Source organism: Galenea microaerophila (assembly GCF_054657255.1).
In genome coordinates this window covers 525,025-548,819 of the sequence record NZ_BAAHWZ010000001.1, presented here as the reverse complement: position 1 = coordinate 548,819, position 23,795 = coordinate 525,025, and the positions used below count along the sequence as shown (strand labels likewise).

The window sequence follows — 23,795 nt, the reverse complement described above, 5'->3', positions numbered from 1 at the left end:
TTGCTCATCTTACTGCAAACCCTATAAAATTTAAATTATTCTTTAAAGATAAAACCCAAATTTTTTATGAAACGGTCAATAAGCTCCTGGCATTTCTAAAAAACGATTTGCGGACACCAGCCTTGGGCAGCTAAGGCTTCGATTAAATCATCTTCCGGGCGATAGGTTTGAGATTTCGTCACCACTTGGCCTTTTGCTGCCTCGTTTTCATACTCTAAAACAATCGGCAACCCTCTGTTTTCGCTTTCATTTTCAGTTGTTTTATCGATGCCATAAGCCCCTAAAAGTATGGATAGCGCTTGAAGTTGTTCAATGGAGGTTGCTTGTTTTGCAAAAATTTTAATCGCTCGTCCTTTTTCGGCGCGCGCTTCTGCCAAATTAATAATTGTTTCCGCATTAATCTTAAGTTTCCTATCCCCATTAAAGGTGTCTTCTGACACTTCCCCCTGCACCATAATCACAGTATCGGGTTTGAGTAAGGGTTCGACTGCCTCTAAAACATTGGGACGCAATACAACATCCATCCGTGCGGTTCTATCCTCTAACAGGAGGAATCCCATTTTACTGCCTGTTTTGGTGAACTTGGTGCGCATTTCCACAATCAAGCCTGCCGCCCATTTTTTCTGCCACTTTTCAGGCTTGAGCTGACTTAAAGTATGGCCAACAAGTGATTGAATTTCTTTATCATATAGATCAATAGGATGGCCGGTCACATAGAGGCCTAAAACTTCTTTCTCTCCCTTAAGCCGCATTTTTAGCGACATTTCCGGCACCTCAAGCAATTGGGTTTGCACTGGATCATTTTCGCCGATCAATTCTCCAAACAGATCTACCTGCCCACTGTCAGCATTTTTTTGATGCTGTTCAGCCTGCTTCAACGCCATGGGCAGACTGGCTAACATCGCTTGTCGATTGTCATGCAAACAATCCATAGCACCGCTTAAAATCAGCGCTTCAATGACCCTTTTATTGGCTTTTTTATTGGCCCTTAAACAGAAATCAAATAGATCTTGGTAAGGTCCATTTTCTCTCCTTTCAGCGATAATCCCTTCTAGCGCCGCTTCACCAACGCCTTTTATGGCACCCAAGCCAAAGCGAATCGTTTTTTCTTGCTCTTTAACTGCGGTAAACTGAATGTCAGATTGATTAATATCCGGTCGTAAAACCGTCAATCCCATCTTATGACACTCATTAACCATATGCACCACCTTATCGGTGTTATCCATATCAGAAGAAATCTGAGCGGCCATAAATTCTGCAGGATAATGGGTTTTGAGCCAAGCCGATTGATAGGAGACTAAGGCATAAGCAGCTGAGTGAGATTTGTTAAAACCATAGCCGGCAAATTTCTCTACCAAATCAAAAATTTTCATCGCCAGATCGGCATCAATTCCATTTTTGATTGCCCCTTCCCGGAAAACCGAACGTTGCTTTTCCATCTCCTCTGGTTTCTTTTTCCCCATCGCGCGCCGCAACATATCCGCGCCACCTAAGGTATAGCCAGCCAGAACCTGTGCAATCTGCATTACTTGCTCTTGATAAAGGATAATGCCATAGGTAGGTTCTAAGATTGGCTTTAACAGCTCATGTTGATATTGTGGATCGGGATAGGCGATCCGCTCTTCACCATGTTTACGCTTGATAAAGTTATCCACCATTCCCGAATCTAAAGGACCCGGACGAAACAGGGCGACCAAGGCGATAATATCTTCGAAACTGTCTGGACGCAGTTTGACAATCAACTTTTGCATCCCAGAGGATTCCAACTGGAATATCCCTGTGGTATGACCGGTTTTGATTAATTCAAATGTTTTGGCGTCATCTAAAGGAATACGGGCAATATCCACAAAGCCTTCATCCCCTGGCTGCTTACCTTCATTAATGGCATTCAGCGCCCAATCAATAATGGTTAAGGTGCGCAAGCCTAAAAAGTCAAATTTCACCAGTCCTGCGGTTTCAACATCATTTTTATCCAGCTGTGTCACCGCAGAGCTGCCATCGGCTTCGCACTGCACTGGACAAAACTCTTCCAAAGGTTTCGGGCCAATCACCACGCCTCCGGCATGCTTGCCCGTATTGCGAACCGTTCCCTCAAGTTTTAGACCAAATTCCATGAGCAAGCGTACGTCGTCTTCTTGCTCATAGCGCCTTTTTAGTTCTTCAACTTCTAAAGCATCTTTTAGCTTAATGCCCAAATCATTCGGAATCAATTTGGCGACTGAATCGACCATACCATAGCCATAACCCAACACGCGGCCTACATCCCGCACTACCGCTTTTGCAGCCATGGTACCAAAGGTGACAATCTGCGAAACATGGTCTCGCCCATAATGTTCAGACACATATTCAATCACTTCATCGCGACGTTCCATACAGAAATCAACATCAAAGTCCGGCATCGAAACCCGTTCTGGATTGAGAAAGCGCTCAAACAGTAGGTCATACTGTAGAGGATCCAGATCGGTAATTTTTAAAGAATAGGCCACCAATGACCCAGCGCCAGAACCTCGACCGGGCCCCACCGGAATGCCATGATTTTTGGCCCACTGAATAAAGTCTGCAACGATAAAAAAGTAGCCTGGAAAGCCCATTTGAATAATGATTTCAAGCTCAAATTTCAGGCGTTCATCATAGGGCTGACGCACCTTTTCAAATTCTGCTTGTGGTAGATGCCCATATAGAAATTGAAGCCGTTCCTCTAAGCCTTTACGGCTCTCCACGACAAAATACTCATCCATCGTCATGCCTTCCGGCACGGGGAAATTGGGCAAGAAATAGGTGCCTAAGGTCAGCTCAACATTACAGCGCTGTGCAATGGCCACCGTATTTTCAATGGCCTCAGGAATGTCTGCAAACAGCGAGACCATCTCAGTTGTTGATTTAAGATACTGTTGCGGCGAGTAAGATTTAGGACGATTGGGATCTTCCATCACATAGCCTTGATGAATGCAGACCCGAACCTCATGAACATCAAAATCTTTTTCCGTTAAAAAGCGCACATTATTGGTCGCCACCACTGGCAATTGATAACGGTGTGCCACCTCTAAGGCGGTTTGAATATAGGGTTCCTCTTCAGGCTTATCGGTTCTTGTCAGCTCCAAATAGAAGCGGTTAGGGAAAAAGCGTTGCCACCACTCAATTTGTTTGGCCACTTGATTCACTTTTTCACTCAAAATCGCTTGCCCTAACTCCCCTTCTATACTGGCAGAAAGTGCAATCAAGCCGGCATTGCGTTCAGCCAACCATGACTTTTGAATAAGGGGCAGAACCTCCCCTTCAACCAATCTTTGATTCTCTTTAAACGCTTTTGTGATTAATCGCGAGAGGTTTAAAAAACCTTCATTATTTTGACAGAGCAACACCAGTCGATAGGCTTCATTCTGTTCATTCTCAATCCAAACATCTGCACCAATAATGGGTTTAACCCCGGCTTTTCGAGCGGCGTTATAGAATTTCACTAAAGCGTACAGATTATTTTGATCTGTTAGCGCAATGGCGGGCTGCTGTTGGGTTTGGCAAAAATCGATGAGTTGATTGATTTTTAAAGTGCTATCAACAACGGAGTATTCAGAATGAACGTGAAGGTGTACAAATTGCGTCATAAACGATTTGAGATTCCAAAAGATTTATAGAGACCTTTACACGAGATGGTTCTACGGCTAAAAATGGCTAAAATTTCCCTTATCGTTGTTGGAAAACTTGGCAATAGCTGGCTATTCCCTGCGTTTCCCGCCTAGATATGGAAAATTTTATCTCATTTTTAGCTCGTATCCCACTCATGCAAAGGTCTCTAATTAGATCACGATCTTTGCACAAAACGGCTACATGGTAAAAATTTTTGATTTTTAGCTCGCATATCATTCATGCTAAGATCTCTCGCTGATTATTTTATCCCATGAATAGAGATTGAATCACATTATATGAATAGCACTGGTCCCTTTTGGTTAGAACCTGCCCCTGTAACCTTCCCTCCGACATCATTAGCTTTAGAAGATCCCAATGGACTGCTTGCCATTGGTGGCGGATTGACAGTGGAATGGCTTTTGCATGCCTATCAAAAAGGGATTTTTCCTTGGTTTAATCCCGGAGAGCCCATTCTATGGTGGACACCTAATCCGCGCTCAGTTCTATTTCCTCACAATTTTAAAATTGCTCGAAGCTTAAAACAAAAAATCAAAAAACAACCCTATATCATTACTTTAGATCATAATTTTAAATCAGTTTTAAAACACTGTGCCGCCGTGCCTCGACCTGATCAAGAAGGCACCTGGATTACAGAGGAAATTAAACACGCCTATGGACAGCTGCACGAATCAGGTTATGCACACTCGGTAGAAGCTTGGGATGCAGAAGGCAACCTCGTAGGCGGACTCTATGGCGTGGCCATCGGTAAGGTTTTTTATGGAGAATCCATGTTTGCTTTAAAACCGGATGCGTCAAAAATTGCTTTTACTGCGCTGGTGATGCAGCTAATTCAGTGGGAATTTGCTTTAATTGACACTCAAGTCGAAACCGATCACCTTAATCGTTTTGGTGCGATCAATATCCTCAGATCAGAATTTGAACAGATTTTACAACAGGCAACTCAGGTGCCAGCACCTCTCAAAAAATGGCAATTTGACTGTGATTGGCCATCTTTAGCCTTAAACTGGAAACCTCAATCATCATAAAAAAAATGAAACTTAATTCTGATCGACTTGTTTTTTGAGTAAAAATCCGTATAATAATTGCTTTCTTAAAAAACTCATAAATGAGGAAATATGGCAAAACAAGATGTCATCGAATTTGAAGGAACGGTCATTGAAACCCTTCCTAACACTATGTTTAAAGTTCAGCTAGAAAATGGACATGAAATTCTAGCGCACATTTCTGGCAGAATGCGCAAAAACTACATCCGTATTCTGGCAGGCGATAAGGTTAAAGTGGAACTCACCCCTTACGATCTGACAAAGGGTCGTATTACCTATCGCGGAAAATAAAAATAATCCTGCTCAATTAATTAATCAAGCTGAATGGCTTGATTAATTAATAATTTCTATTCGATTCTTCACATTCCCTACCCTAAATTTCATCTAATCTTCACTTTACATCTGCGCTTTACTTATATATTCTGAGTAAGAGAGACCTTTGCACGAGATGGTTCTACGGCTAAAAATGGCTAAAATTTCCCCTATCGTTGTTGGAAAACTTGGCAATAGCTGGCTATTACCTGCATTTCCCGCCTAGATATGGAAAATTTTTTCTCATTTTTAGCTCGCATCCCACTCATGCAAAGGTCTCTAAGAAATAAAAAAACCTTTGCTCGGAGTTTAAAAATGTTGAATCCATTAGCAGGTAAACCTGCGCCCTATTCTAAACGCATTGATGTCGCTGCGCTTTTAAGCGATTATTATGAAAAAGATCCGAACCCAGCTGAAACCAGTGAAAAAGTTAGTTTTGGCACTTCGGGCCATCGCGGCAGTGCGTTTAAGAAAAGCTTTAATCAAGCGCATGTTTTTGCGATTACTCAGGCGGTCTGTGAATATAAGCAAAAAATGGGTTATGAGGGGCCTTTGTATATTGGTAAAGATACGCATCCCCTTTCTACTCCGGCACAAATTAGCGCCTTACGCGTTTGTGCAGCCAATGGTATTCAAGTAGCTATCGCTAAAGAAGATACTTATACCCCGACGCCTTTAGTCTCTTTCGCGATTATTGAGCATAATAAAAATACGCATGCACTGGCTGATGGCATTGTGATTACCCCTTCTCACAACCCGCCTGAAGATGGGGGATTTAAATATAATCCACCCAATGGTGGGCCAGCTGATGTTGATGTCACCTCCGTCATTGAAAAACGCGCCAATGAAATTCTACAAAATGGACTCAAAGAAGTGGCTTTGCTTTCTTATGAAGAGGCCCTTCAATCGCCTTTAGTAACTGAGTATGACTTCATAACACCCTATGTTGAAGCGCTTGACGAAATCATTGATTTTTCAGCCATTCAAAATGCTCGCTTCAAATTGGCTGCAGACCCGCTTGGTGGATCTGCCATCCCCGTTTATGAAAAGATAAAGTCTCACTATCAACTGGATATGGATATTATCCATCCCTATGTTGATTACACTTTTTCATTTATGACTTTGGATCATGACGGTAAAATCCGCATGGACTGTTCTTCCCCATATGCCATGGCCTCGTTACTGAAACTAAAAGACCAATATGACCTGGCCTTTGCAAACGATACCGATGCAGATCGACACGGAATTGTGACCCCTAAAGGCGGTTTAATCAATCCTAATCATTATCTGAGCGTAGCGATTTGGTACCTCTTTACCCACCGCAAAAATTTCACCCATCATTTAAAAGTAGGTAAAACTTTAGTTTCCAGCGCCATGATAGACCGAGTCTGTGCCAGTTTAGGCATAGAAATTTATGAAGTTCCGGTCGGTTTTAAATGGTTTGCAGAGGGCTTATTTGAAGGCTGGCTTGGGTTTGGCGGAGAAGAGAGCGCTGGCGCCTCTTTCTTAAGAAAAGATGCCACTGTCTGGACGACCGATAAAGATGGTCTGCTTTTGACTTTGCTCGCAGCGGAAATCATGGCGGTCACAGGTAAAGATATTGCGGATATCTATGCAGAGTTTGAAGCTGAGTTTGGTACCTCCTATTACGCTCGCATTGATGCGCCCGCCTCTTCAGAACAAAAACGGATTCTAAAAAATCTTAATGCCGATGCCCTCCAACTTGACACCCTTGCAGGTGAAAAAATAGAAAGCATCTTGACAGAAGCCTCAGGAAATCATGCTCCAATTGGGGGGCTTAAGATCATTACCCAAAATGGCTGGGTCGCCATGCGCCCATCTGGAACTGAAGAGATTTATAAAATCTATGCAGAAAGCTTTTTGTCAGAGGAGCATTTAACACAGATCCAACAAGAAGCTCAAAACTTTATGAAAACCCTATTTGAATCTGCACAGTAAGTTATTGGCCAAGGTTATACGACAAAGGAAGCAAGGAGTGCTGGTTGATCGACAATGAATAAATAAGTTAAAACGAGATCATTCATTGACCACCAGCATCTCTTTATGGATCACTTGCATGGCTGTATCAAAATCATAAACCAGAATTTCACCGGTTAGAATTTCAAACTGAACAATGGCTGCTGGGGACATTTGCTCAAGCTCCATCACTAAAGCGCGAAGGGTATTACCATGCGCTGAAATGAGTACTTTTTTCCCCTTCTGTAATTGTGGAACAATTTTCGCATGATAATAGGCTAAAACTCTTTTCTGCGTGTCTTTTAGTGATTCATGACGGGGTAATTGAGTTCGATCAAATTGGGCATATTTTTTTTCATGCCAAGCATTTCGTTCATCCTCTTCAGGCAGAGGTGGCGGCGCGACGTCGTAACCTCGTCTGACAGCCAGAAACATTTCTTCGCCATAGATCTGTTTAACCTCATCTTTATTTCTTCCTTGCCAATCACCATAATGGCGTTCATTGAGCTGATAGCTTTTTAAAACATCAATATGCTCCCACTGCAATGCATTGAGCATAATTTGTCCCGTATGAATGGCGCGTTTTAACCAGGAAGTAAAGCAGATGTCAGGATAGAGGTCATGTTGTTTAAGGAGTAACCCTGCTTTTGTCGCTTCCTCCCTTCCTTGATCAGTTAAATCAACATCTGTCCAGCCAGTAAAGATGTTTTTTTGATTATAGGTGCTCTGTCCATGACGCACTAAAATGAGTTGCGAATTTTTCATTAGCATTCCTTGATAGACTTATTTATGAAGCTTTGCAAAACTACTCTGCAAGGCTTCACTGAAGGTAGGATGGCCAAAAATGGTTTTTTTAGCATGATTGGCATCCATTTCACCGGCCAAACTCATGCCTACGATCGCAGCCAACTCTTCCGCACGAGGTGCAAAAATCTCTGCCCCTGTGATAAAGCCTTGATGATCCGCATAACTGATCATCATTCCAGCAGTGGCTTGATGATAAGCCGAATAGGGGTATTGATTTAAGGGTTCCCAGCTAGAGGCTTCTGTTTTTGTATTGCCTATCGCCGCATAACTCATCGGTAAAGTATGAATAAATTTGACCACTTGATCCAGGTCTAAGGGTGGAGGCGCTTCACCTAGAATACGTGCAACAACATTTAATACTTCAGCGCGTGCAGCATGTGCCCATTGCACCTTTCCATTACAATCCCCAATGGCATAATGTTTAGGCAGTGTGGTCTCAAAAAATCGATCGGTGACAATCCCCTTTTCATCCACCTGAATCTCTGGACATTCAATAAAGGCTGTATTCGCTTTCCTTCCTACAGCGACTAAAAGAATAGGCGTATACAAACTGCTTTTGTCTTCAAAAGTGATATGCACACCCTTTTTCGTGCTTTTTGCGCTTTGAATGCGTTGATTCTCCAGTAATTCAATCCCCAATTGTGCCAACTGGCTTCTAATGGCTTTCTGGATCTTGGGGTGCGCTGACTCTAAAACTTTGTCACCGGGATTGATCAAGGTTACATCTGTCTGTAAGGCCGCAAAAAAGCTGGCCATCTCTAAACCAATTTCACCTACCCCATAAATCGCTATTGACTCAGGTAGGGTTTCCATTGTTAACACTTCATCGCTGGTAATAATATCTCGGGCGTTATAATCAATGCCGCTGGGGATCTCATGAGAAGCACCAGTGCCCATCACAATTGCTTCCCCTTCATAAACTTGACCATTGACCGCAACTTGATGGGGCGCAGTAAGCTTAGCTTCACCTTCAATTAAATCCACCTGAGCACATTGGTGCCTCACGCCTTGAGTGGCGCGGTCAATTAACGCCTTTTTTTCATCCAACAGCTTCTGTAGGGAAAGTTGGACTTCACCGTCTAACACCGATGCTCGGCTGGCTAAAACCGTTTCCGCATAGGCTAAATACATCTTAGAGGGAATGCAGCCATTGTGCAGACAGACACCGCCTAGATGCGCTAAATCTTTTTCAATCAGAGCGACCTTTTTACCTTTTCTTGCAGCCTTGACCGCCCCTGCGTAGTTGAGTCCACCGCCGATAAAAATAATGTCATACATCGCCTCTACTCCTCAAAGTTTTGTGGATTTAGCACTTCATTTTTTAGATCGCGCATAAATAAGGCCGCTTCATAGCCATTAATTAAACGGTGATCAATCGTTAAGGTCACGGAAATTTTGTTATCGATCAGTCCACCAATGGCGGCAATTCCTGAGTCATTTTTATTGATCATCGCATCAAAGGATTCCACACCCAACATGCCTAGATTGGAAATACCGAAATTAGAACCTTGCATCTCTTCTGCACGGAAAGATTTCGTTTGAAGTTTATCTTTAAAACGGGCGAGTTGCTTACCAATTTCAACCACAGAAAGCTTGTCCGCCGCTTTAATCACTGGCATATACAGGTTTTTAGCATCTGCCACCGCAATGGCGAGTGAAGCATGTGGATCTATAATCAAATGATCCTTTTCTAGGTGTGAACGAAAAGCTTCATGCGCCATCATCGTCTTAGCAAAAATTTTAATCAGCCAAGTGGTCATACTGTAGTTTTTTTTATGCGCTAAAAGCAGGCTCGCATCCAGGTGATCATAAAGATGATAAATTGGCTTTTGCGCGGCTTCACTCACACTAGCAATAATCGCTTTTTGCATGGAAGTGAGCGGTTGAGGTAAAGCAAGTTGATGCTGTTCAATATAAGCTTGAACCTCAGCTTCATCTATTTTGTGGTTTAAATCAAAGAGCGCATAATCTAAATGATACTGCTCCAATAGTGACAAGGCCTTGGGCGTAAAATAATGCATTTTTAAATAAGCATCAATCTCTTTTTCATGCACAATTTTTGTTGAAGATCGCTTTAAAATGGCCTGAATATCAATGCCATATTGCGCAGCTTTGGCTCTAGCCTTAGGTGAAATGCCGGTTTGTTCCTGAGCTTTAATCGAAGGGATCTTAACGGCAGTGGCTGGCTCATCCGTTTGACTTGAGTCTGCGTTAGGAACAAGCTTTGAAGTCGGTATTTTCTTTTCTATGGGCGTTTGCTCTTTAGCCGGTGCACGGCTTTTTTCTTGTGGCGCTGCTGCTGATGACTCTGAAATAGACTCATTAGATGAGGATTCCGTATCAATCACGGCGATAACTTGTCCAACAGGAACCACTTCATTCTCTTTGACCAATAATTTCTGCACAGTTCCACTCTTAAAGGTCTGCACATCCATAATGGCTTTGTCGCTCTCTATTTCAGCAATCACATCGCCAGTTTTAACCGTTTGCCCCTCTTTCACTTTCCAACTAATTAAGGTGCCCTCTTCCATGGAATCAGACAGCTGTGGCATGACAATTTCATAGCTCATTTTGCTTACCCCATGCAACGATTGCTTGAGTGATCGATTCTGGTGTCGGAATACTACTCAACTCCAAACTTCGATTATAAGGAATAGGAACATCTGCTCCTGCTATGCGCAGGGGCGCAGCATCTAAAGCGTAAAATAGATTTTCGGCTGCCCAGGCCACAATTTGTGCACCATAACCGCCCGTTTTGTGGTCCTCTTCAACCACCACCAGATGGGCTGTTTTCTCAATGGATTGTTTTAAGGTTTCATAATCTATAGGGTTAAGTGCACAGAGGTCGATCACTTCACAACTGCATCCCAGTGTCTTTTCAATTTCAGGCACCGCTTGCATCACATCATCAACCATTTTCAGGTAGCTAATAATCGTGATGTCCTGTCCTGGCTTCACAATTCTTGCTTTAAAAGGGTCTAAAAGCTGTGCAAAATTCACTTCCCCTTTTTTGTTGTACAACAATTCATGTTCAATAAAGATCACAGGGTCATCAGATAAGACGGCATATTTCAATGCATGATACGCATAGTTCACATCACTGGCACTCAAAACCCTTAGACCGGGTACAGCAGAGAGCATCTGTTCATAGCTTTCACTGTGCTGGGCCGCCAGTTGACGACTCACACCTTGAGGGAAACGCACCACCATAGGTAAAACGATTTTGCCATTACTCATGTAATGTAATTTAGCCATATGATTCATAATTTGATCGAAGGCCAAAAGGGAGAAATTTGCAGTCATTATTTCTGCTACTGGGCGTAAACCGCCAATGGCCATTCCCACAGCATTGCCGACAATACTTAATTCAGCAATGGGCGTATCGATCACCCGTTTTTCACCATACTTTTCGACCAAGCCTTCGGTGACTCGATAGCTGCCCCCATAAAGACCCACATCTTCTCCCAAAATGACTACCGTATCATCTGCTTCCATGACTTCATCCAGGGCTTTATTTAAGGCTTCACGATATAGCATGGCGATTCTCCTCATAAAAAACATGTTCAAACAGTGTGTCGGCATCGGGTTCTGGGGAAGTTTCGGCATAGTGAACCGCTTCCTCTACTGCATTTTGTGCACGGTCTTCTATTGTTTTAATTTCTTGGGGTGTCAATTGCCACTTCTCCAGCAAGGATTTTTTAAAGCGTTCAATCGGATCTTTGGCTTTACAATGTGCCATTTCCTGTGCACTACGGTAACGGTTGGCGTCACTCATGGAGTGCCCTTCATAACGGCAGGTAAAGGCTTCGACAAAAATGGGACCATGTCCCATCTCGATTAACTTTTTCGCCTCGCTAATGACTTCATACACCGCTTCTGCATCCATGCCATCCACTTCGTAGGTTGGCATAAAGGGTTCCGCTTTTTTAGCCTGCTCTCTAAAAGGGGCAGCGCGTGTAATTTTAGTGCCAATGGCATACTCATTGTTTTCACATAAAAATAGCAGCGGTAATTTATGCGTGGCCGCAATATTTAAGGATTCAAAAAATGCGCCACCATTAGCAGCCCCATCTCCGAAGATCGCCATGACACCTGCTTCTTCTTGTTGATAGGCTCTAGCATAAGCACAACCCACTGCATTGGGAATGTGTCCGCCAACAATCGCATCTCCACCATAAAAATAGGCATTTGGTTCAAACAGGTGCATTGACCCCCCTTTACCGCCGCTAACGCCCGTTGCTTTACCAAACAACTCAGCCATCACCGCTTTTGGTTCAATCCCGCGAGCCATAGCAATCACATGCTCTCGATAGCTGGCAAAAATATCTCCTTTTTCGAAAGCTTTAACTGCCCCCACGCTTAACGCTTCTTGACCAATATCTAGGTGTAAAAATCCAGATATATTTCCTTTCATATAATGTTCTTTAGCAGCATACTCAAAGGCTCGACCAAGCGCCATCAAATAGTACATCTCTTCTGCGATTAACTTGTTCATTTTCTTTCCTTTATTCACCATAAATCAATAAAAGGCGTCAAGAGCGCGGAACTTTTTTGGCCACAACACACGCATGACTTTTTGAAAAGTCTACACTATTTAGTTCCTAGTTTTTTAATTAAATAATACGGTAAAGATGAAGAAAATGAGAACAGAAAAGTTACATCAAAATGCAAAATATTAAATTTTCATGAATCTTGCACTGAATGATGTTTCTTTGAAAATTAAAAAGATATACTGATTTAAACAATCACTTTCTTAATGCATCTCAAGGAGTTCAGAATGTCACAATATATTAAATGGTTTAAAGAGATCTCAATCGAAGATGTTGATGAAGTAGGCGGTAAGAATGCTTCCCTCGGCGAGATGTATCAAAACCTTACTGCAGAAGGCGTACTCGTGCCAAATGGTTTCGCAGTAACGGCTCATGCCTATAAATATGTTCTGGATGCCAATGATGCATGGGGGCAACTGCATGCACTCCTAGATAACTTAGATGTCAATGATGTGGACGCCCTACAAAAAGCGGGTAAACAGTGTCGTGAAATTGTCTACCAAGCGAAATTACCAGAAGATTTACAATCAGAAATTTTAGCAGGTTTTCAACAACTCAAAGCTGAGTATGGAGAGACGCTTTCACTGGCTGTGCGTTCATCAGCGACAGCAGAAGACTCCCCTGAAGCCTCTTTTGCTGGCCAGAATGATACCTATTTAAATATTTCCACTGAAGAAGCGTTATTAGACGCCTATAAGCGCTGCCTAGCGTCTAACTTCACAGACCGCTCGATTCATTATAAATATGATCATGGGTTTGATTACCTTAAGGTTTATCTTTCTGTGGTCGTAATGAAAATGGTTCGCAGCGATTTGGCTGCAAGCGGTGTTATGTTTTCTCTTGATACCGAAACCGGCTTTAAAGATGTGGTCTTTATCAATGGCGCTTTAGGATTGGGGGAAAATGTTGTGCAAGGCACCATTAATCCAGATGCGTTTTATGTGCATAAACCGACCTTTAAAAAAGGATTTAAAGCGGTGCTCAAACGCTCATTGGGAAGCAAAGAGAAAAAGATGGTCTTATCAGACAATATTAATTTAGACAATATTGCAGTTGAATATACCCAAAACATCCCAACCACACCAGAAGAACAGCATCATTTCTGCATCAGTGATGAAGAGGTGATGGTACTGGCGGATTACGCCATAAAGATTGAAGATCACTATTCTAAAAAAGCAGGCTATCACAAACCTATGGATATGGAGTGGGCCAAAGATGGATTAGATGGCCAACTCTATATGGTGCAAGCACGACCTGAAACCGTTCAATCACAGAAAAAAGGCACTCTACTTGAAACCTATCATCTTAAAGAAACTGGCAAGGTTCTGGTTACCGGACAAGCCATTGGCACCAAAATAGGACAAGGAAGAGCCCACTATATTGCCAGTGTTGATGAACTGGATCAATTTAAAGCGGGTGAAGTGCTGGTAGCAGACACCACCAATCCCGATTGGGAACCGATTATGAAAATCGCAGGTGCCATTATTACCAATAAAGGTGGACGAACCTGTCATGCCGCCATTCTTTCTCGTGAACTGGGTATTCCCGCGGTGGTGGGGTGTGAGAATGCGACCGAAGTGCTTAAAGATGTAGGCGATGTTACTGTGAGTTGTGCCGAAGGTGATATTGGCCGTGTTTATGAAGGGCTTCTGGAGTATGAAGTCATTCAAACCGATTTAAGTCACCTTCCAAAAACTAAAACTGAAATTATGATGAACTTAGGTAATCCTGATTTGGCCTTTTCTCTAGCTTCTTTACCCGTAGATGGAGTCGGATTAGCCAGAATGGAGTTTATTATCAATGAATACATCAAAGCACACCCCATGGCTCTTAAACATCCTGAAAAAGTGGATGAAGCCACTCGAGAAAAGTTAGAAAGCTTATCTCAAGCCTATACTTCTATGGAAGATTTCTTTATCAAAACCCTTTCAGAAGGGGTCGCCACCATCGCTTCAGCCGTCTATCCAAAGCCTTGCGTGGTTCGCATGAGTGATTTTAAATCCAATGAATATGCTTCCCTACTCGGTGGAGAAATTTTTGAAATCAAAGAAGATAACCCAATGATTGGTTTCCGTGGTGCGTCCCGCTACTCACATCCAAATTATGAAGAAGGCTTTGCCCTGGAATGTGCCGCGATGAAACGTGTACGTGATGAGATGGGCTTTGAAAATGTCATCTTAATGATTCCATTTTGCCGTCGTGTTAATGAAGGTGAACGTGTCTTAGAGACGATGAAAAAATATGGACTCAAAAAAGGGGAAAATGGTCTCCAAATTTATGTCATGTGTGAAATTCCCAACAACGTTATTCAAATTGATCGCTTCAGCCAACTATTTGACGGCTTCAGCATTGGCAGTAACGATTTAACCCAATTGACATTGGGGGTCGATCGAGACAGTGAAGTGGTGGCTTTTGACTATGATGAACGGGATGAAGGGGTTAAAGAGATGATTCGTTTAGCAGTCGAAGGTTGTCAGCGCAATCATCGCCATAGCGGCATCTGCGGTCAAGCTCCATCAGATTATCCTGAAATCGCAGAATATCTTGTCAAATTAGGGATTGATTCGATCAGTCTCAATCCAGACAGTGTTCTCAGAACCATTGAAGACATTGCTAAGCTTGAAAAAACCTCATAAAAATAGGAAATTTCTCTATAATTTAAAAACTAGCTATTCACGCTTTTAATGGAGTTGATTTGGATAGTAGTCACTTTCTTGCATTAATACAAAAGACGGAGGGATAGATCATGAATGAAAGTCAGCAAAAACTTTTAGAAATCAATGAATTAATAACAAATTTAAAAAAAGAACTCCCTGATGAAATAAATGCTTTTATGCACTTTGCTCAGCAAACAGAAAAAGCGGGGGCAATTCAGACTAAAGATAAGGCATTGATCAATGTGGCTTTAGCTGTTTCAGCTCAATGCGAATGGTGCATAACCTTACACGTCAAAAATGCAATAGATGCTGGCGCCACTGAACAAGAGGTTTTAGAAGCCGCAATGCAGGCTGTGTTAATGCATGGCGGGCCAGCATTGATGTATATCATACAAGTTAAACATGCGATTGCCAACTTAACGCAATAATAAACCGGTATTCCACCCATATAGATGTGCGTTTACCTACCTTTTAAATCTATTGATAAAAGAGTGTAAACGCTCATCGAAAAATAGCTCAAATCCATGTACATTCCAAAACGAGATTTCTCAGGTTTGTCTACCACGCGATTCAAAATGGCGCATTCTTCTTTCGACCAATCCATATCATCCCGCTTTTTGATTGTCCGGCAAAACCAAATTCAACTCCAAAACTTCTACGCCATTGGCTTCATCAATGGAAATTTGTAGATTTTCCGAATCAATTTCTACATATTTTGCGATCACTTGTAAAATCTCTTCACGCATTTGAGGCAGATAAGTTGGGGCTTTGCGTTCTGAGCGTTCATGCGCTAATAAAATTTGCAACCGCTCTTTCGCCACGGTTGCACTTTTCTTCTTGCGCTGTCCTAAAAAATAATCTAATAATGCCATGGCTTATTTCCCAAATAGTTTTTGAAGTAACCCTTTCTTTTCCACCTGTAAAAAGCGATGTGGCTTCTCTTCTCCTAAAAAACGATCAATAATGTCTTTATAGGCCTCAGCTGCATCGGTATTTTCCAAAAGAATCACTGGAGTACCGGCATTGGACGCATTCAAAACTTCTTCAGATTCTGGCACAACACCTAATAATGGAATTTTCAAAACATCTTCTACGATGTCTTCCGCAGACATCATCTCACCTGTTTCAACCCGTTCGGGGTTATAACGTGTCAAAATTAAATGTTCAACTATGGGTTCTGCCCCTTCTTCAGCTCGTTTAGACTTGGCTTGTAAAATCCCTAAAATACGGTCAGAGTCACGCACAGATGAAACTTCTGGATTGGTGACAATTAAAGCTTCATCTGCATAATAAAGGGCCAATTGCGCGCCTTTTTCAATCCCTGCAGGAGAATCGCAGATGATAAAATCAAAACCATCTGATTTTAGGTCTTCAATGACCTGACCTACACCTTCTTTTGTTAGCGCATCTTTATCACGCGTCTGAGAAGCCGCTAAAATATAGAGATTATTGACACGCTTATCCCGAATCAAAGCTTGTTTTATAGAAGCTTCACCTTGAACCACATTAACAAAGTCATAAACCACACGGCGTTCAACGCCTAAAATTAAATCTAAATTACGCAAACCCACATCAAAATCAATCACTGCGACCTTGTATCCTTTTTGTGCCAAACCAGTTGCAAAACTGGCACTGGTGGTGGTTTTTCCCACACCACCTTTTCCTGAGGTCACCACAATCACTTTAGACATTTTTTCTCCTTACTGTTACTGGCTGCTATCTTTAAATATTATGAATTTAAAGGCGTAAAAGCGAGTTGTTCGCCATCAAGCATAACAGCGACTCGACATCCTTTATATTTATCATCAATATCTTCATCAAGTTGATACATTCCCGCAATACAAATCAACTCTGGCTCTAATGCATCCGCAAAAATTTGAGCAGAAGTTTCCCCGCTGGCACCTGCAAAAACCTTGCCTCGAACCTTGCCCAATATATGAACATGTCCATCAGCCACAACCTCGGCACCTGGGTTGATATCGCCCATGACAATCAAATCACGATCTTTTGCATAGACTTGCTGACCAGAACGCACCGTCCCTTTTACAAGGTGCGCGGTTTTTAATCCTGGAGACTCGGGTTGCGTATTTTCAGTGGCAACTGCTTTTTTCTTTTTCTCTTTTTTTCGTTTTTCTTCTTTAGGAAACAGTGCTAATCCAGCATATTCAGCCTGTTCTTGTATCTGAGGATCATCCGTCCGAATGCCAATGGGAATCATCTGCAGTTGATGCAACTGTTCCACCAATAGCGCCAAATAAGTCGCATCTTCAATCTTTACCTTCGGTTCAATCACTATAGGAATACCTGTAAAAAAAGCAGGCGCCTTTTCAACTTTTTTGACAATGGCTGCTTTTGTGACTGCAATATCCTCATTTAATAACTGTAGAACCGTTAAAGAGAGAATCGAGCCCTTTAAATCAATTACTTTATCCATATAAAACTTAGAAGCCTAAAAATTGAGTAAATGCTACTCTAGTAGAGAAAGGGTGTCAATTAAACTATGAAGCCAGAATTCGCATATCGCTCGTTAAAAGGCCTTATTCTGTTTTATACTATACATTATTCCAACATCTTAATTAGGAGACATCTATGAAACGCGTTGAACTACATATTTCAGGGACAGGGGGAGAATACTTTGCGGGCTATCTTACACCAGAGCAAAAAGAAGCCGTACTTGCCGATGATTATATCCCGTGTGAATCCATTATCACCGAAAACCAAGAGTACGATCTCACCACCATTGACCACATTTTTCATTACTATACAGCCAATGCATTAGATTTAGACATAGAAATGGTTTCTGAAGATGAGGAAGATAATGAAGATGAAGAGACATTATTTTTAGCTGAAGAAATTCGCACTTTTAATATCTTAACCATCAAACCCTCTGCTGCCGATGCAGTGCGTCGAGGGATCATTCATTCAGAAGAAGAAGCCTCACAACAACAGTTGGCCAGCTTAGCGGTTGTGCAAAAAGAGCAAGGGGATTGGTTCGATCTTGAAATTGATTTAGAAGAGGGAGAAGAGTTTGATGCCAATAAGCTCATCTTCGGTACCTTCTCTTTACAAGAAATCCTAAATGAAGATGAAATCATCATTAAAGCTTATTATGGAGATATCGACTCTGAAGCTTTTGGTGTTTTCCAAGCGCAACTATCAGAATATTTTGCGACCGGTAAATATACACTAACCGATACCGAACAAGAAATGGCTTCAGAGCCCTATCCGCCTGCTTCTGTCAAAGAGTTAGAAATCAATACCGAAATCGCAGGAGAAGCCTTTCCACTAGGCTGTGAAATGCGCGTGATGGATGTCATTAATGAAGAAATTTTAAAAGAAGGCAGCCGATGAAAGATCAATTCCGCTCTTTAACCGATGAAGAGCGTCATATTATTGAACTTAGGGGGACAGAGCCCCCTTTTTCAGGAGAATATACAGATTTATTCCAACCTGGAATTTATCACTGTAAGCGATGTGATGCACCACTTTATAACGCATCGGCTAAATTTCACAGCGGCTGTGGGTGGCCAAGTTTTGATGAAAGCATAGAGAATAAGGTTCAAACTCGCGCTGACCCTGATGGAAGACGCACTGAGATCATTTGTGCCAATTGTCAGGCGCATTTAGGCCATGTATTTTATGGTGAAGGGTTCACACCCAAAAATACACGCCATTGCGTGAATTCACTGTCTCTTATTTTTAAACCTGAGCCTAATAATGACTAACCTGATGAAAGCTTATTTCGCAGGGGGCTGCTTCTGGGGAGTTGAATATCTCTATCAACAGTGTCCCGGTGTGATTAAAGCTACCAGCGGTTACATGGGAGGGCAAATTGCCCACCCGACTTATGAACAGGTCTGTCAAAAGAATACGGGACATTTAGAAACAGTTGAAGTTTTGTATGACCCTAACCAAGTCGACTTTACAAGACTGGCAAAACTATTTTTTGAAATTCACGACTTTGAACAAACGAATGGTCAAGGGCCCGACTTAGGCCCTCAATATCTGTCTGCTGCATTTTATCAAAATGATGCAGAGAAACAGATTTTGTTAAAATTGATCAACATATTACAAAATTTAGGCTATCAACCTGCAACTCAATTGATTGATGCTAGGCAACACATCTTTTACCCTGCCGAAGCCTACCATCAAAATTATTACCAAAAAACAGGAAAACGCCCTTATTGTCATCAAAGACGTCCCATTTTTAAATAAATCTAATGTAATTGTTCTGTGTTATTCAATTTCACCAAACATGGAATCAATATCGATCAAAATGACTACATTATTATTGTAATGCGCAATCGCTTGAATATGGCGATTATCTACTCGTTTTGATTCTTTTCCAGTTGTAATGGTATCGAACTTATCTTCAGGAATATCTTTGACTTCCATTACGGAATCAACTAAGACCCCCACCATTTGATCTTCAGACAGTTCAAAAATAATGATCCGTGAAAGATCATCATGTTCTTTAGGTTGAATCCCAAAAAATCGACGCAAATCTAAAATGGTGACGATCACCCCACGAACATTAATGACACCCAAAACTTGCGCTTCTGTCCCTGGTACAGGTCGAATTGTTGAAACTCTTAGAACCTCTTTAATGCGCTTAACATCTACCCCATAAATTTCAGAATCCAGCTGGAATAAAACACAACGCATGGTTGGTCCAATAACTTCATCATCCAGATCAGGCATAGAGTTTGGTTGCTCTAACATTGTTGTTTGATTTGTAAATTCCACTATCTTCCCTTCCTATTGAAAACGTTGAATTACGCCTGGTAAATCCAAAATCAACGCAATATTACCATTACCGGTAATGGTTGCGCCTGCATAACCTTCAATATGCTTTAACATCATTCCCAGTGGCTTAATCACAACTTCTTCTTGACCATCTACTTGATCCACCACCAGTCCTACACGTTGATTACCCACTAAAACAATCACCACCTTATTATCGGAATAGTCATGCTTTTCATTCTCTGGCGATAACCACTCTGTTAAGAAAAATAAGGGGATGCTTTTTTCACGAAGCCGAACCATCATTTGTCCATCAATGCGATTGGTTTGTTCTTCGTCATAATCAAAAATTTCTTGAACACTGGTTAAAGGAATGGCATAACTTTCTATACCAAAACTGACCATAAGCGTCGGTAAAATAGCTAAAGTGAGCGGAACACGAATAATAATTTGGGTCCCTTCATCTAACACAGAATTAATTTCAATGCTCCCATTGAGCTTTGAAATCATGTTTTTCACCACATCCATGCCGACGCCACGACCGGAAATATCACTAATGGTTTCAGCTGTAGAAAAACCTGCGGCCATAATCAATTCAAAAGCTTCTTTGTCAGTCAATTGATTGGCGGTGACCTCATCCATCAATCCTTTTTCAACAGCTTTTCTTCTCAATGCATCAGGATCCATCCCACGTCCATCGTCCGTGATAGAAAGTAAAATATGATCCCCTTCCTGCTTAGCTTCTAGAATAATCTTACCAACGCGAGGTTTACCTTTCTTCTCCCTTTCCTCGGGCAATTCAATTCCATGATCAACAGAATTTCGGATCAAATGCACTAACGGATCCGCAAGGGCTTCTACCAAATTTTTATCTAAATCTGTCTCTTCTCCTCTCAACTCAAGCTCAATCTCTTTATTGAGTTTTCTTGCCAAATCACGAACCACTCGAGGAAAACGGCCAAAGACCTTTTTCACCGGTTGCATACGGGTTTTCATCACCGAGTTTTGTAAATCTGTGGTCACATGGTCTAAATTGGCAACTGCTGTAGCCAAGTCATCCCCAGAATCATGACTGTCTTTAAGTGTTAATAAGCGGTTTCTCACTAACACCAATTCACCCACTAAATTCATAATCTCATCTAGTCGACGAGTATCCACTCGAACCGTTGATTCAGTGGTATTAGAGGATTTTGCAGGAGAAGGTTTATGATCTTTTTTCTCTTCCGACTTCATTTGCGGACTCTCTTTTTTTGGATTGACTGCAGTCGGCTTAACATTTTCTATCGGTGTATTTTCTGATTTCTCAGGGGGGTTAGTGGGTTCCCCTGAAATCAAGCTATCTCTCTGTTGTAGTAATTGTTCAAATTCTTCATCACTAATTTCACCGTCTGGGTCCACCCCTTCAGGTAATTCAAGTTTCACTTCTGGCGTTGTAGGCGTACTCTCAACATGACTTGAAATTTTTTCTTCCCGTTGAGCCAGTAAGGCTTCAAATTCATCATCACTAATTTCGCCCTCTGGATCTACGCCTTCCGGTAATTCCAACTGAACATCGACAACAGAAGCGTCAGTTTCTACTTTTGTATCTTCTTGAGATGCTTCCGGAACCTGCCCTTTACTATAGGCGTCTAATTCCTGTAACAGTTCTGGATCTACATCAGATAGCTCACGCTCCCCCTCATTCAAAGCTTGAATGTACTCTGAAATCACATCAAAAGCTCTAAGAATGGCATCAGCAACATTATTATCATAAGCCAAATCACCATTTCGAATCTTATCAAATACATTTTCAGCACGGTGACAGACTTCTATTAATGGCTTAACCCCTAAAAATCCTGCACCGCCTTTAATGGTGTGAAAAGCGCGAAACACCGCATTTAACAGCTCTGTATCATCTGGTGTCTTTTCTAAATCAACCAGCATTTCATTAAGCTGCTCAACCAGCTCCATTGCTTCGACTAAAAAGTCCTGTAAAATTTCTTCATCCACTGCAAGGCTCCTTCCAGGTCTAGTTTTTCTGACTTTCTCAATGCTTAAGTCAAAGCAAGCTTCATGCCATAAAAAAGAGGGTTGTTTGTCTATTGCTGAGCAACTGGCACTTTTTTCCTTTCAAATCCCTAAATTTGCCAATAAGTCATCGACATCGCCTTGATCGGAAACAGCATCTTGTTTGGATTTTTGTGTGACATTGGGGCCCATTCCTTTTTCACGTTCCGCTTGCTTTTCCGCTTCTGTTTTATTCGAAATAAAATCATAATCAATGCCAGACTTTTCAATTAATGTTTTTAAATTTCGTTCCAGCTCTGTGACTAAGTGAATCACTTTTTTCAAAACCTGACCCGTTAAATCTTGAAAGCCTTGAGCAAGTATTATTGTATTAATTAAACTCATCGCTTCTTGAATTTGATTTTTTACTGACTCTTGTTCAGCTTCATTCAAAGCTTGTTCTAAAGTCTCATAGATTTTCTCTGCGGCTTCCAATGTAGAATGACTGGCTTTTTCAGTTTCTTCGATGACATAATTCAATCTTTCAGTGGCATCGGGCAAATCATGTTTCGCCTGAGTCAGTAAATCGGTTTCTTCAGCAAATGAGATTAAGGTGTTTTGAATCTGGTTTGCCAAATCCTCCATGCCCTCCACAATCTCCCTTTCTGATTGAGCAAACAGCTGATGCAAAAGTTCATCACCTTTTTGAAAATTTTGCTCGATGATGGCTTGTTTTAATGCTTCTACAGTTTCTAACTCTATATTTTCACTTAGCATTTTTCTCTCCTAATAAAAAAGCCCTGCTTTTATTTGTAAAAAGCTAGGGCTTAGTTAATATCGATGATTCATTTGATTTTTATTGAGCTGATGCTTGTGCTTTTTTCTTTTCCGCCTGCCGCTGAAAAATCTTTTGAATTTTTTCATTTAACGTTGCAGCAGTAAAAGGCTTCACAATATAACCATCAACGCCTGCTTGTGCTGCCTCTAAAATTTGACTACGTTTTGCCTCCGCAGTAATCAGCAAAAAAGGCGTATCTTTTAATTTAGGATCCGCCCTCACATGACGCAATAAGTCGATACCTGTCATTTTAGGCATATTCCAGTCACTGACGATAAAGTCATATTTACCGGTTTGAATCATGGGCCATGCGGTTGCACCATCATCCGCTTCATCAAACTTACTGAAACCAAGCTCTTTAAGTAAATTCTTTACGATACGACGCATTGTAGAAAAGTCGTCTACAATTAAAATATTAATGTCTCTATCAAGATTCATCAGCATTCCCTATTTTTTGTAGTTTTAATTATGTACCATGATATATTTCTCAAATCAAAAAATTCAAGACTATATCCACTCTGATAAACGAGATCTCAACCGTTTAATCGCTTGACTATGAATTTGGCTGACTCGAGATTCACTGACTCCAAGCACTTCACCAATTTCTTTGAGGTTTAATTCCTCATCATAGTAGAGCGCCATCACAAGTTTTTCCTTTTCTGGCAAATTGCCAATTTCTTGACTTAACTGCTGCTGAAAACGCTCCTCAGCTAATTCCGCCACAGGTGTTTTCGTTTGTGCCAACATTCGATCTTCTGAAAGCTCGTCATGATCAGGTTCATCTATAGACAACAGTTGTGTGGAATTTGTGTCTTGCAAGATATGATAATACTCTTCTAGACTCACACCCATTTCATTAGCGACCTCTTCATCTCTCGCTTCTCTACCAAGTCTTGACTCAACCCGATTAATCGCTTCAGCGACTTCTCGTCCCTTTCGATAGACTGAACGAGGTGTCCAATCTCCCTTACGAATTTCATCCAGCATCGCCCCACGAATACGAATTCCCGCAAAAGTTTCAAAGCTGGCTCCCTGAGCGGCATTATATTTGGCGGCTGCCTCAATTAACCCTATTGTTCCAGCTTGAATGAGATCTTCAACAAAAACACTGGCTGGTAAACGCCCTTTCAAGTGATACGCAATGCGCTTGACTAATGGCAAGTAGTCCTCGATTTTTATTTCTTCTGTTTGAGTACTCTTCGCAATATTTGCGTATGCCTGTGTCCCTGTCATTCGT

Annotated in this window: 22 protein-coding genes; 8 read left to right on the top strand and 14 right to left on the bottom strand. The window is 41.6% G+C overall.

The window, feature by feature from the left end; translation table 11 throughout:
- Window positions 1-95: 95 nt before the first annotated feature.
- Entirely contained in the window at window positions 96-3,602 is a 3,507-nt protein-coding gene (dnaE, locus tag ACYQ05_RS02625) for a DNA polymerase III subunit alpha (protein WP_459818070.1), read from the bottom strand.
- A 318-nt stretch (window positions 3,603-3,920) separates the two neighbouring features.
- Between dnaE and aat the strand changes: the two genes are divergently transcribed.
- The 3 genes from aat (at window position 3,921) to pgm (ending at window position 6,959) form a co-directional block, all read left to right on the top strand.
- A complete protein-coding gene (gene aat / locus ACYQ05_RS02620) occupies window positions 3,921-4,670 on the top strand; it encodes a leucyl/phenylalanyl-tRNA--protein transferase (RefSeq protein ID WP_459818068.1) in 750 nt (249 codons plus the stop codon).
- A 90-nt stretch (window positions 4,671-4,760) separates the two neighbouring features.
- Entirely contained in the window at window positions 4,761-4,979 is a 219-nt protein-coding gene (infA, locus tag ACYQ05_RS02615; RefSeq protein ID WP_459818066.1) for a translation initiation factor IF-1, read from the top strand.
- 336 nt (window positions 4,980-5,315) lie between these two features.
- The gene (gene pgm, locus ACYQ05_RS02610) at window positions 5,316-6,959 is read left to right on the top strand and encodes a phosphoglucomutase (alpha-D-glucose-1,6-bisphosphate-dependent) (protein WP_459818064.1); all 1,644 of its coding nucleotides are present in this window, start codon (window positions 5,316-5,318) and stop codon (window positions 6,957-6,959) included.
- Between the two features lie 78 nt (window positions 6,960-7,037).
- Here the strand turns inward: pgm and ACYQ05_RS02605 are convergent, their stop codons facing one another.
- Genes ACYQ05_RS02605 through ACYQ05_RS02585 form a run of 5 tightly spaced genes read right to left on the bottom strand, consistent with a single transcriptional unit; the run spans window position 7,038 to window position 12,279 of the window.
- A complete protein-coding gene (locus ACYQ05_RS02605) occupies window positions 7,038-7,742 on the bottom strand; it encodes a 2,3-bisphosphoglycerate-dependent phosphoglycerate mutase (protein WP_459818062.1) in 705 nt (234 codons plus the stop codon).
- An 18-nt stretch (window positions 7,743-7,760) separates the two neighbouring features.
- The gene (locus ACYQ05_RS02600; protein WP_459818060.1) at window positions 7,761-9,062 is read right to left on the bottom strand and encodes a dihydrolipoyl dehydrogenase family protein; all 1,302 of its coding nucleotides are present in this window, start codon (window positions 9,060-9,062) and stop codon (window positions 7,761-7,763) included.
- A gap of 5 nt (window positions 9,063-9,067) precedes the next feature.
- Entirely contained in the window at window positions 9,068-10,354 is a 1,287-nt protein-coding gene (locus tag ACYQ05_RS02595; RefSeq protein ID WP_459818058.1) for a dihydrolipoamide acetyltransferase family protein, read from the bottom strand.
- Window positions 10,344-11,321: an alpha-ketoacid dehydrogenase subunit beta gene (locus tag ACYQ05_RS02590; protein WP_459818056.1), complete on the bottom strand. Its 978-nt coding sequence runs from the start codon at window positions 11,319-11,321 to the stop codon at window positions 10,344-10,346. Before ACYQ05_RS02590 ends, ACYQ05_RS02595 begins: the two co-directional genes overlap by 11 nt.
- A complete protein-coding gene (locus ACYQ05_RS02585; protein WP_459818054.1) occupies window positions 11,308-12,279 on the bottom strand; it encodes a thiamine pyrophosphate-dependent dehydrogenase E1 component subunit alpha in 972 nt (323 codons plus the stop codon). The genes ACYQ05_RS02590 and ACYQ05_RS02585 overlap by 14 nt, the downstream gene beginning before the upstream one ends.
- 282 nt (window positions 12,280-12,561) lie before the next feature.
- Here ACYQ05_RS02585 and ppsA point away from each other — a divergent pair, with 282 nt between their 5' ends.
- Window positions 12,562-14,970: a phosphoenolpyruvate synthase gene (ppsA, locus tag ACYQ05_RS02580; RefSeq protein ID WP_459818052.1), complete on the top strand. Its 2,409-nt coding sequence runs from the start codon at window positions 12,562-12,564 to the stop codon at window positions 14,968-14,970.
- Between the two features lie 110 nt (window positions 14,971-15,080).
- Window positions 15,081-15,419 carry a carboxymuconolactone decarboxylase family protein gene (locus ACYQ05_RS02575; RefSeq protein WP_459818050.1) on the top strand — a complete coding sequence of 113 codons (339 nt, stop codon included), beginning with the start codon at window positions 15,081-15,083 and terminating at the stop codon, window positions 15,417-15,419.
- A 177-nt stretch (window positions 15,420-15,596) separates the two neighbouring features.
- Here the strand turns inward: ACYQ05_RS02575 and minE are convergent, their stop codons facing one another.
- From minE to minC, 3 genes are read right to left on the bottom strand one after another with little or no spacing between them, the layout of a single operon-like run.
- The gene (minE, locus tag ACYQ05_RS02570) at window positions 15,597-15,863 is read right to left on the bottom strand and encodes a cell division topological specificity factor MinE (protein ID WP_459818048.1); all 267 of its coding nucleotides are present in this window, start codon (window positions 15,861-15,863) and stop codon (window positions 15,597-15,599) included.
- Between the two features lie 3 nt (window positions 15,864-15,866).
- The gene (gene minD / locus ACYQ05_RS02565; protein WP_459818046.1) at window positions 15,867-16,682 is read right to left on the bottom strand and encodes a septum site-determining protein MinD; all 816 of its coding nucleotides are present in this window, start codon (window positions 16,680-16,682) and stop codon (window positions 15,867-15,869) included.
- A 38-nt stretch (window positions 16,683-16,720) separates the two neighbouring features.
- On the bottom strand, window positions 16,721-17,425 hold the full coding sequence (gene minC, locus ACYQ05_RS02560) for a septum site-determining protein MinC (RefSeq protein WP_459818044.1): 705 nt from the start codon (window positions 17,423-17,425) through the stop codon (window positions 16,721-16,723).
- Window positions 17,426-17,580: 155 nt separating this feature from the next.
- On the opposite strand from minC, the gene ACYQ05_RS02555 reads away from it, so the two are divergent.
- Genes ACYQ05_RS02555 through msrA form a run of 3 tightly spaced genes read left to right on the top strand, consistent with a single transcriptional unit; the run spans window position 17,581 to window position 19,206 of the window.
- Window positions 17,581-18,342 carry a hypothetical protein gene (locus ACYQ05_RS02555; protein ID WP_459818042.1) on the top strand — a complete coding sequence of 254 codons (762 nt, stop codon included), beginning with the start codon at window positions 17,581-17,583 and terminating at the stop codon, window positions 18,340-18,342.
- Window positions 18,339-18,716 (top strand): methionine-R-sulfoxide reductase, encoded by a 378-nt coding sequence (locus tag ACYQ05_RS02550; protein WP_459818040.1) that lies wholly within the window; start codon window positions 18,339-18,341, stop codon window positions 18,714-18,716. The genes ACYQ05_RS02555 and ACYQ05_RS02550 overlap by 4 nt, the downstream gene beginning before the upstream one ends.
- 4 nt (window positions 18,717-18,720) lie before the next feature.
- Window positions 18,721-19,206, top strand: a complete 486-nt coding sequence (gene msrA, locus ACYQ05_RS02545) for a peptide-methionine (S)-S-oxide reductase MsrA (protein WP_459818038.1) — start codon at window positions 18,721-18,723, stop codon at window positions 19,204-19,206.
- 21 nt (window positions 19,207-19,227) lie between these two features.
- Here msrA and ACYQ05_RS02540 read toward each other — a convergent pair whose 3' ends face one another.
- The 5 genes from ACYQ05_RS02540 to ACYQ05_RS02520 form a co-directional block, all read right to left on the bottom strand.
- The gene (locus ACYQ05_RS02540; RefSeq protein ID WP_459818036.1) at window positions 19,228-19,713 is read right to left on the bottom strand and encodes a chemotaxis protein CheW; all 486 of its coding nucleotides are present in this window, start codon (window positions 19,711-19,713) and stop codon (window positions 19,228-19,230) included.
- A 36-nt stretch (window positions 19,714-19,749) separates the two neighbouring features.
- On the bottom strand, window positions 19,750-21,723 hold the full coding sequence (locus ACYQ05_RS02535) for a chemotaxis protein CheA (protein WP_459818034.1): 1,974 nt from the start codon (window positions 21,721-21,723) through the stop codon (window positions 19,750-19,752).
- A 120-nt stretch (window positions 21,724-21,843) separates the two neighbouring features.
- On the bottom strand, window positions 21,844-22,497 hold the full coding sequence (locus ACYQ05_RS02530; protein ID WP_459818032.1) for a protein phosphatase CheZ: 654 nt from the start codon (window positions 22,495-22,497) through the stop codon (window positions 21,844-21,846).
- Between the two features lie 79 nt (window positions 22,498-22,576).
- Window positions 22,577-22,996 (bottom strand): chemotaxis response regulator CheY, encoded by a 420-nt coding sequence (locus ACYQ05_RS02525; RefSeq protein ID WP_459818030.1) that lies wholly within the window; start codon window positions 22,994-22,996, stop codon window positions 22,577-22,579.
- A 69-nt stretch (window positions 22,997-23,065) separates the two neighbouring features.
- Window positions 23,066-23,791, bottom strand: a complete 726-nt coding sequence (locus ACYQ05_RS02520) for an RNA polymerase sigma factor FliA (RefSeq protein ID WP_459818028.1) — start codon at window positions 23,789-23,791, stop codon at window positions 23,066-23,068.
- Between the last annotated feature and the right edge of the window lie 4 nt (window positions 23,792-23,795).